The 7,292-nt window shown below is 61.8% G+C and carries 6 protein-coding genes; all 6 read left to right on the top strand.

Going from position 1 to position 7,292, the window contains the following annotated elements; all coding sequences use genetic code 11:
• Positions 1 to 321: 321 nt before the first annotated feature.
• The 6 genes from AC1RLZ_RS18030 to AC1RLZ_RS18005 all read left to right on the top strand — a co-directional run bounded on the left by AC1RLZ_RS18030 (position 322) and on the right by AC1RLZ_RS18005 (position 7,289).
• On the top strand, positions 322 to 753 hold the full coding sequence (locus AC1RLZ_RS18030) for a CBS domain-containing protein (RefSeq protein ID WP_493189725.1): 432 nt from the start codon (positions 322 to 324) through the stop codon (positions 751 to 753).
• Positions 754 to 865: 112 nt separating this feature from the next.
• Positions 866 to 1,840 (top strand): 2-dehydropantoate 2-reductase, encoded by a 975-nt coding sequence (locus tag AC1RLZ_RS18025; RefSeq protein WP_493189724.1) that lies wholly within the window; start codon positions 866 to 868, stop codon positions 1,838 to 1,840.
• A gap of 16 nt (positions 1,841 to 1,856) precedes the next feature.
• Positions 1,857 to 2,633 carry a fumarylacetoacetate hydrolase family protein gene (locus AC1RLZ_RS18020; protein WP_493189723.1) on the top strand — a complete coding sequence of 259 codons (777 nt, stop codon included), beginning with the start codon at positions 1,857 to 1,859 and terminating at the stop codon, positions 2,631 to 2,633.
• A 151-nt stretch (positions 2,634 to 2,784) separates the two neighbouring features.
• Positions 2,785 to 3,780 (top strand): NAD(P)H-dependent flavin oxidoreductase, encoded by a 996-nt coding sequence (locus AC1RLZ_RS18015; protein ID WP_493189722.1) that lies wholly within the window; start codon positions 2,785 to 2,787, stop codon positions 3,778 to 3,780.
• 20 nt (positions 3,781 to 3,800) lie between these two features.
• Positions 3,801 to 4,769 (top strand): zinc-binding dehydrogenase, encoded by a 969-nt coding sequence (locus AC1RLZ_RS18010; RefSeq protein ID WP_493189721.1) that lies wholly within the window; start codon positions 3,801 to 3,803, stop codon positions 4,767 to 4,769.
• 243 nt (positions 4,770 to 5,012) lie between these two features.
• Entirely contained in the window at positions 5,013 to 7,289 is a 2,277-nt protein-coding gene (locus tag AC1RLZ_RS18005; RefSeq protein ID WP_493189720.1) for a PAS domain-containing sensor histidine kinase, read from the top strand.
• The last annotated feature ends 3 nt before the right edge of the window (positions 7,290 to 7,292 follow it).

The following is a 7,292-nucleotide window of genomic DNA, read 5'->3' as shown; positions in this document are numbered from 1 at the left end:
AACAATCGGCCAAGCCTGATAAAACAAGCTGCAAAGAAAAACCCCGCCGAAAATCGACGGGGTTTGTCAGTGGTCTGAGGGGCGCATGAGAGTGCGCCCCTTTTTCGTGCCACGCCTGGCATGCCAGACGTCCGAGTGAGAATACCGCCGGCGCAAGACACGAGATCAGAAGGAACGCGATAAACGTCAGAAATACTGACTTTCTTTATTGATCGGCGGGCCCTTATATCACCGTTTCTGCGTTGACAACTGGCATACAGTATACCAATCTTGCGCTTACAAGATCGATCCTCAGCCGATCAGCCAAGGGAGGTTATTGCCATGCAAGTCGGAGATATCCTGCGTAGGAAGAGCACCCGCATCGCCACTGTCCGCATGAACGAGACTGTCGCCGTCGCGGCGCAGTTGCTCAGGACGGGCAATATCAGCGCCCTCGTCGTGAAGGACGTATGCCGCACCGAAGGCAACACCGCGGTTGGCATGTTCTCCGAACGCGACGTGGTTCGCGCAATCGCCGATCACGGCGCTGCCGGCGTCAATCGCAAGGTCTCGGATATGATCTCCGTGCAGGAGCTGATCTCCTGCCGTTCGACCGACACGCTCGAACATGTGCGACACCTGATGAACGGCCATCACATTCGCCACGTTCCGGTCATCGACGATTACACGCTGATCGGCGTGATCAGCATCCGCGACATCAGCAGGGCTCTCGACCATGAGGATGCACCGCAAGCACATGCCGCGGTGGCCTGAGGTCTAGCCTCAAACTCACTTCGCGTTTCATGACGATATCGACACGGACCGCCAGCGGTCCGTGATGCCAGTTCTTTTGCCTTGTCCGTGCTCATTGCCTTGGTGACATCTCATGAAGATCTGCATCTACGGCGCTGGCGCCATTGGTGGCTATCTCGGGGTTCAGCTCGCGCTGGCTGGCGCCGATGTCAGCCTTGTCGCGCGCGGCGCGCATCTGGCCGCCATGCGCGCGCATGGGCTGAAGCTGCTGATCTCGGGTGAAGAGCGCGTCGTACATATCCCCTGCACCGACGATCCCGCCGAGCTCGGCGAGCAGGACTACGTCATCATCTGCCTGAAGGCCCATTCGATCACCGGTGTGATCGAACAGATGCGGCCGCTATTAGGTCCGAAGACGCGCATCGTCACCGCCGTGAACGGCATTCCCTACTGGTACTTCCACAGGCACGGCAATCAGTTCGAAGGCACGGCGCTGGAAAGCGTTGATCCCGGCGGGCGGCAGTGGGAAGAAATCGGCGCCGCGCGTGCGATCGGCTGCATCGTCTATCCCGCTACCGAGATCGAAGCGCCCGGCGTGATCCGGCATGTCTATGGCGACAAGTTTCCGCTCGGCGAGCCATCGGGCGAGCGCACCGCCGACGTCGAACGATTGGCGGCCATGTTCGAAAAGGCGGGTTTGAGGGCACCCGTCCTCGATCGCATTCGTGACGAGATCTGGCTGAAACTCTGGGGCAATGTCTGCTTCAATCCGATCAGCGCCCTCACCCATGCGACACTGGACGTGATCTGCACCGATCCGGCGACACGCGCGCTGTCAAAAGCGATGATGCTGGAAGCGCAGTCCATCGCCGAGAGTTTTGGCATCGGTTTTCGCGTCGATGTCGAGCGCCGCATCGACGGCGCGCGCAAGGTCGGCGCGCACAAGACATCGATGCTGCAGGACCTGGAGCGCGGGCGGCCGATGGAGATCGATCCGCTCGTCACCGTGGTGCAGGAAATGGGGCGCCTCACCGGCATCCCGACGCCGACCATCGATTCCGTGCTGGCACTGGTCGCCCAGCGCGCCAAGGTCGCCGGCCTCTATTAGTGCAGGACGCAATAAGATGACGAACTGGGTTCGCTTCCGCCATCATGACCATATGTGTTTCGGCACACTCGCGGACGATGGCGAGATTGCCGTGCACAACGGCTATATGTTTGGCGCGGCCAAGCCGACCGGCCAGTATCTCAAGCTTTCCGATGTTGCGCTGCTGGCGCCCTGTGCGCCGTCGAAGATGATCGCGCTCTGGAATAACTTTCACGCCCTCGCCGCGAAGTTGAACGTCCCCGAGCCGAAGGAGCCGCTCTATCTCCTGAAATCGCCATCCAGCATGGCGGCGCCCGGCGCGGTCGTGCGCAAGCCCGTTAGCTACGAGGGCAAGACCACCTATGAAGGCGAGCTTGGCATCGTCATCGGCAAGACCTGCAGCAATATCTCGCCGGATCAGGCCGATGCCGTCATCTTTGGCTATACCTGCCTCAACGATATCACCGCGTCCGATGTCCTCAACCGCGATGCGACCTTCCCGCAATGGGCGCGCGCCAAGAGTTTTGACGGCTACGGCCCGTTCGGTCCCGTCATCACGACCGGCATCGATCCGGCGACGCTCCATATCCGCACCATCCTTAATGGTGAAGAGCGGCAGAACTATCCCATATCGGACATGATCTTCAGCGCGCAGCGGCTCGTATCGGCGATCTCCCACGACATGACCCTGCTGCCGGGCGATCTGATCTGTTGCGGCACCTCCGTCGGAGTCGGCGTGATGAAAGAGCCGGTCAACACGGTGACCATCGCGATCGCAGGTATCGGCGAGTTGCATAACGAATTCCACCAATAGGAATTAGGCGCCCGCCCCGCCAAATGCGCATGGCGCACCTCCGGCTGTCCGATGGACATTCCGCCGGTGCAACGGCATCCTCCGCCCCCGAAAGATCAACAAGCCACATCGGGCCCACCCGATGCGCCTGCGAGGGAACAGAGGACCAATCATGATCAAGACGCGCTTCACCAAGCTCGCGGGTGTGGAACACCCCATCGTCCAGGGCGGCATGCAGTGGGTCGGCCGCGCCGAGCTCGTCGCCGCCGTGGCCAATGCCGGTGCGCTCGGCCTGATCACCGCACTGACCCAGCCGACGCCGGAAGACCTCACCAAGGAAATCGCACGCTGCCGCGACATGACCGACAAGCCGTTCGGCGTGAATCTCACGATCCTGCCGACCATCAAACCGCCGCCCTATGCGGAATATCGCCAGGCCATTATCGAGGCCGGCATCAAGGTGGTGGAGACCGCCGGCAACAAGCCGCAGGAGCACGTCGACGAGTTCAAGAAGCATGGCGTCAAGGTCATCCACAAATGCACCAGCGTGCGTCACGGCCTCTCTGCCGAGCGTATGGGCGTCGATGCGATCTCGATCGATGGTTTCGAATGCGCCGGACATCCCGGCGAGGATGACACCCCCGGCCTGATCCTGATTCCGGCCGCCGCCGACAAGATCAAGATCCCGATGATCGCCTCGGGCGGTTTCGCCGATGGTCGCGGCCTTGTGGCTGCGCTGGCGCTAGGGGCCGAGGGCATCAATATGGGCACCCGCTTCATGTGCACCAAGGAAAGCCCGATCCATCAGCTGGTGAAGGAGCGCATCGTCGCCAATGACGAGCGCGAGACCGAGCTGATCTTCCGCACCATGCGCAACACCTCGCGCGTCGCCAAGAATGCGGTCAGCCGGCAGGTGGTCGCCATGGAGAAGGAAGGCGCCACTTTCGAGCAGATCAAGGAACTCGTCGCCGGCGCCCGCGGCAAGCTGGTCTATTCGCACGGCGATGCCGAGGACGGCATTTGGTCGGCCGGCCAGGTCCAGGGCCTGATCCACGACATCCCGAGTTGCCAGGAGCTCGTCTCGCGCATCATGCATGATGCCGAGACGATTATCCGCGCACGCCTCGAAACCATGCTTGGTGGCGGCCAGCGCCAGGCCGCTGAATAAACGGAACGGAAAGCAGAGCCATGAAAGCCTATGTCTACGGCGCCAATGGCGCTGCGATCAGTGACGCCCCGAAACCTTCGCCCGTCGGCACGCAGGTGCTGGTCAGGGTGAAGGCCTGCGGCCTCAACCGCGCCGACCTCGGCATGACCAAGGGCCATGCCCACGGCGCTGCCGGCGGCGTCGGCACGGTGCTGGGAATGGAATGGGCGGGCGAGATTGCCGAGCTTGGTCCGGAGGCCAAGGGCGTCAAGGTCGGGGATCGCGTGATGGGGTCCGGCGGGGCTGCCTTTGCCGAATTTGCCGTCACCGATCACGGCCGGCTGTTCCACATGCCGGCCAGCATGAGTTTCGAGGATGGCTGCACCCTGCCCGTCGCCATCACCACGATGCACAATGCGCTGGTGACGAATGGCGGACTGCAGCCGGGCCAATCGGTGTTGATCCAGGGCGCCAGCTCCGGCGTCGGCCTGATGGCGCTGCAGATCGCCAGGCTCAAGGGCGCCAAGACGGTGATCGGTTCATCCACCGACGCCGCACGCCGCGCCAGGCTGAAGGACTTCGGCGCGGACCTCGCCATCGATTCGAAGGATGCCGGCTGGGTCGATCAGGTGCTCAACGCCACCGATGGGAACGGAGTCGATCTCATTATCGATCAGATCTCCGGCCCCGTCGCCAACCAGAACCTGAAGGCCACGAAAGTGATGGGTCGGATTGTGAATGTCGGCCGGCTCGGCGGCACGCATGGCGATTTCAATTTCGATCTCCATGCCGCACGCCGCATCAACTATATCGGCGTGACTTTCCGCACGAGGTCGATGCAGGAAGTTCGCGACATCTTCAGCGCGGTGCGCGCGGACATCTGGCCCGCCGTCGAAGCGGGCCAACTGAAGCTGCCGATCGACAAGGTCTACGCATTCGACGACATCGGAACGGCGTTCGATCGCATGGAAGCCAACAAGCATCTCGGCAAGATCGTGGTGACGCTGTAACACGCGCTCTGCGAGTCTTCGATTTCAACGCCGCGCATGATTCTCATGCGCGGCGTTCCTGTTTCGGACTCACACAAGTGCGAACAACGACGAAACTCTTCGGTGGATACAAATAAATTCACGTTAACGTTTCGTTGACTCTCGACAGCCCTCGCAAAGTGGATTCTTATTGGTCTTGCGATTCGAAGTGGCGGGGCAGTTGTTTCGAGCGACGCGAGCGAGATTCTTCCGAGGGGGCTAAGTATGGCGCGTGCGCATGCGGACAACGCATGCGTCCAATCCGATTCGATCAAAGGATTGGCGCAGTCGATTGCGAAGCCGGCCTATCACAGGCTACTGATCGCAGAGCCGGCGCTTCGCCGGGCGGTTCCTACACTCATCATCGCTTTTCTCATTACCATCTTCTTCGGCGCCTTCGTGCAGGTGGTCGATCAGAACCGTCAGAAACAGTCGTCGATGAAGCGCGATCTCGCAGCGCTCGCCGATCTGCTCGCCGAGCGTCTCGAACGCAATGGCACCATTCGCCAGGACCGTCCTGCTGCCGTCGAGCGCCTGCAGAGCCTGTTGCCCAGCCTGATTCCATCCTGGGGGATCGCCAGCGGCCGCCACGTCATCGTGCTCGGTGCTGACCAGAGCATTCTGGCGCGCGTGCCAATCGATCTTACGCCCGGCAATGCCAATCGTATCCTCGACGTCATCAATGCCAAGCTGCCCGACAACAGCCACGCATTGACAACCCGCCGCATCGTCAAGGCGCTGCCGGGTCAGGTGGTCGTCATTCAGGAGAACGGCGAGCCGATCTGGCGGTCGGACTCCGCGCTGTCGATCACGCTCTCGGCCACAACCGGCTTCGTGGTGTTGATCCTCGGCTTTGCGTTCCACTGGCAATCGACCCGCGCCCGTGAAGGCGATGCCATCAACGATGCCGTCCGTGGTCGCATCGACACCGCGCTCAATCGCGGCCGCTGCGGTTTGTGGGACTGGGATCTGTCACGCGGTCGCATCTTCTGGTCGCAGTCGATGTTCACCATGCTCGGCCTCGATAGCCGCAGCGATCTCCTGACCTTCGGCGAAGTGAATGCGCTGGTGCAGCCGGACGACATCAATCTGTTCGAGATCGCCGATCAGTTGATCTCCTTCAAGATCGGTCATATCGACCAGACCTTCCGCATGCAGCACAGCAACGGCCACTGGATCTGGCTGCAGTTGCGTTGCGAACTCGCCCAGGGTCAGAACGACGGCAGCCAGCACCTGATCGGCATTGCCATCGACGTCACCGAACAGAAGAGCCTGGCCGAGAAGACTATCGAAGCCGATGTCCGGCTGCGCGACGCCATCGAGACCATTCCTGAAGCCTTCGTGCTGTGGGACGCGGAAGATCGCCTGGTGCTCTGCAACTCGCATTTCCAGCGCCTGCACAAGCTGCCGGACTCGGCGGTGTCACCCGGGACGTCCTACGAGACCGTGCTCGAAGTCGGCAGCATGCCCGAGGTTCACTCGCGTCTGGCGGAAGCCGGCGGCGCGGCGCCTGGCGCCCGGACCTTCGAAGCACAGATCGAGGACGGCAGTTGGCTGCATATCAGCGAACGCCGCACCAAGGACGGTGGCTACGTCTCCGTCGGCACCGACATCACCCGCATCAAGGAGCACGAGCGGAAGCTCGTCGATAACGATCTGCGCCTTCGCGCCAGCGTCATCGATCTCAAGCACTCCCAGGCCGCGCTGGAGAAACAGGCGCTCGAACTCGCCGACCTCGCGCAGAAATACTCCGACGAGAAGAACCGCGCCGAGGAAGCCAACCAGACCAAGTCGAAATTCCTGGCCAATATGAGCCACGAACTGCGCACGCCGCTGAATGCCATCATCGGCTTCTCGGAAATCATGGGCAGCGGCATGTTCGGCAATCTCGGCTCCGACAAATATGCCGAATACTGCCACGACATTCTCACCAGCGGTCACTACCTGCTCGAAGTCATCAATGACATTCTCGATATGTCGAAGATCGAGGCGGGTCGCATGAAGCTGGACCTCGAGCCCCTCGATCTCGGACAGACGCTGTCCGAAGCACTGCGTGTCGTCTCCGGGCGCGCGGACGACAAGAATCTGACGCTCAGCGCCGATATCGCGGCTGATGCGCCGGTGGTGGCGGACCGCCGCGCCATCAAGCAGATCCTGGTCAATCTGCTCTCGAATGCCGTGAAGTTCACGCCCGATGGCGGCCGTGTCACCGTGCGCAGCCGTGTCCTGCGCGACTCCGTCGCATTGATGATCGCCGATAGCGGTATCGGCATCGCCCCGCATTCGCTGAAGCGGCTTGGTCGCCCGTTCGAACAGGTCGAGAGCCAGCTCACCAAAACCTATCACGGCTCGGGCCTCGGCCTCGCCATCGCGAAGTCGCTGACCACCCTGCACGGCGGATCGATGAAGCTGCGCTCCAAGCTCGGCACCGGCACGGTAGTCTGCGTCACCATCCCGCTCGAGACCAGGCAAAAGCCCCAGCACGTAGCGGAAGCCGCCTAGCGC

The organism is Tardiphaga sp. GW822-FHT04G09 (genome assembly GCF_058800725.1).
This window is presented reverse-complemented; position numbering and strand designations above follow the sequence as displayed.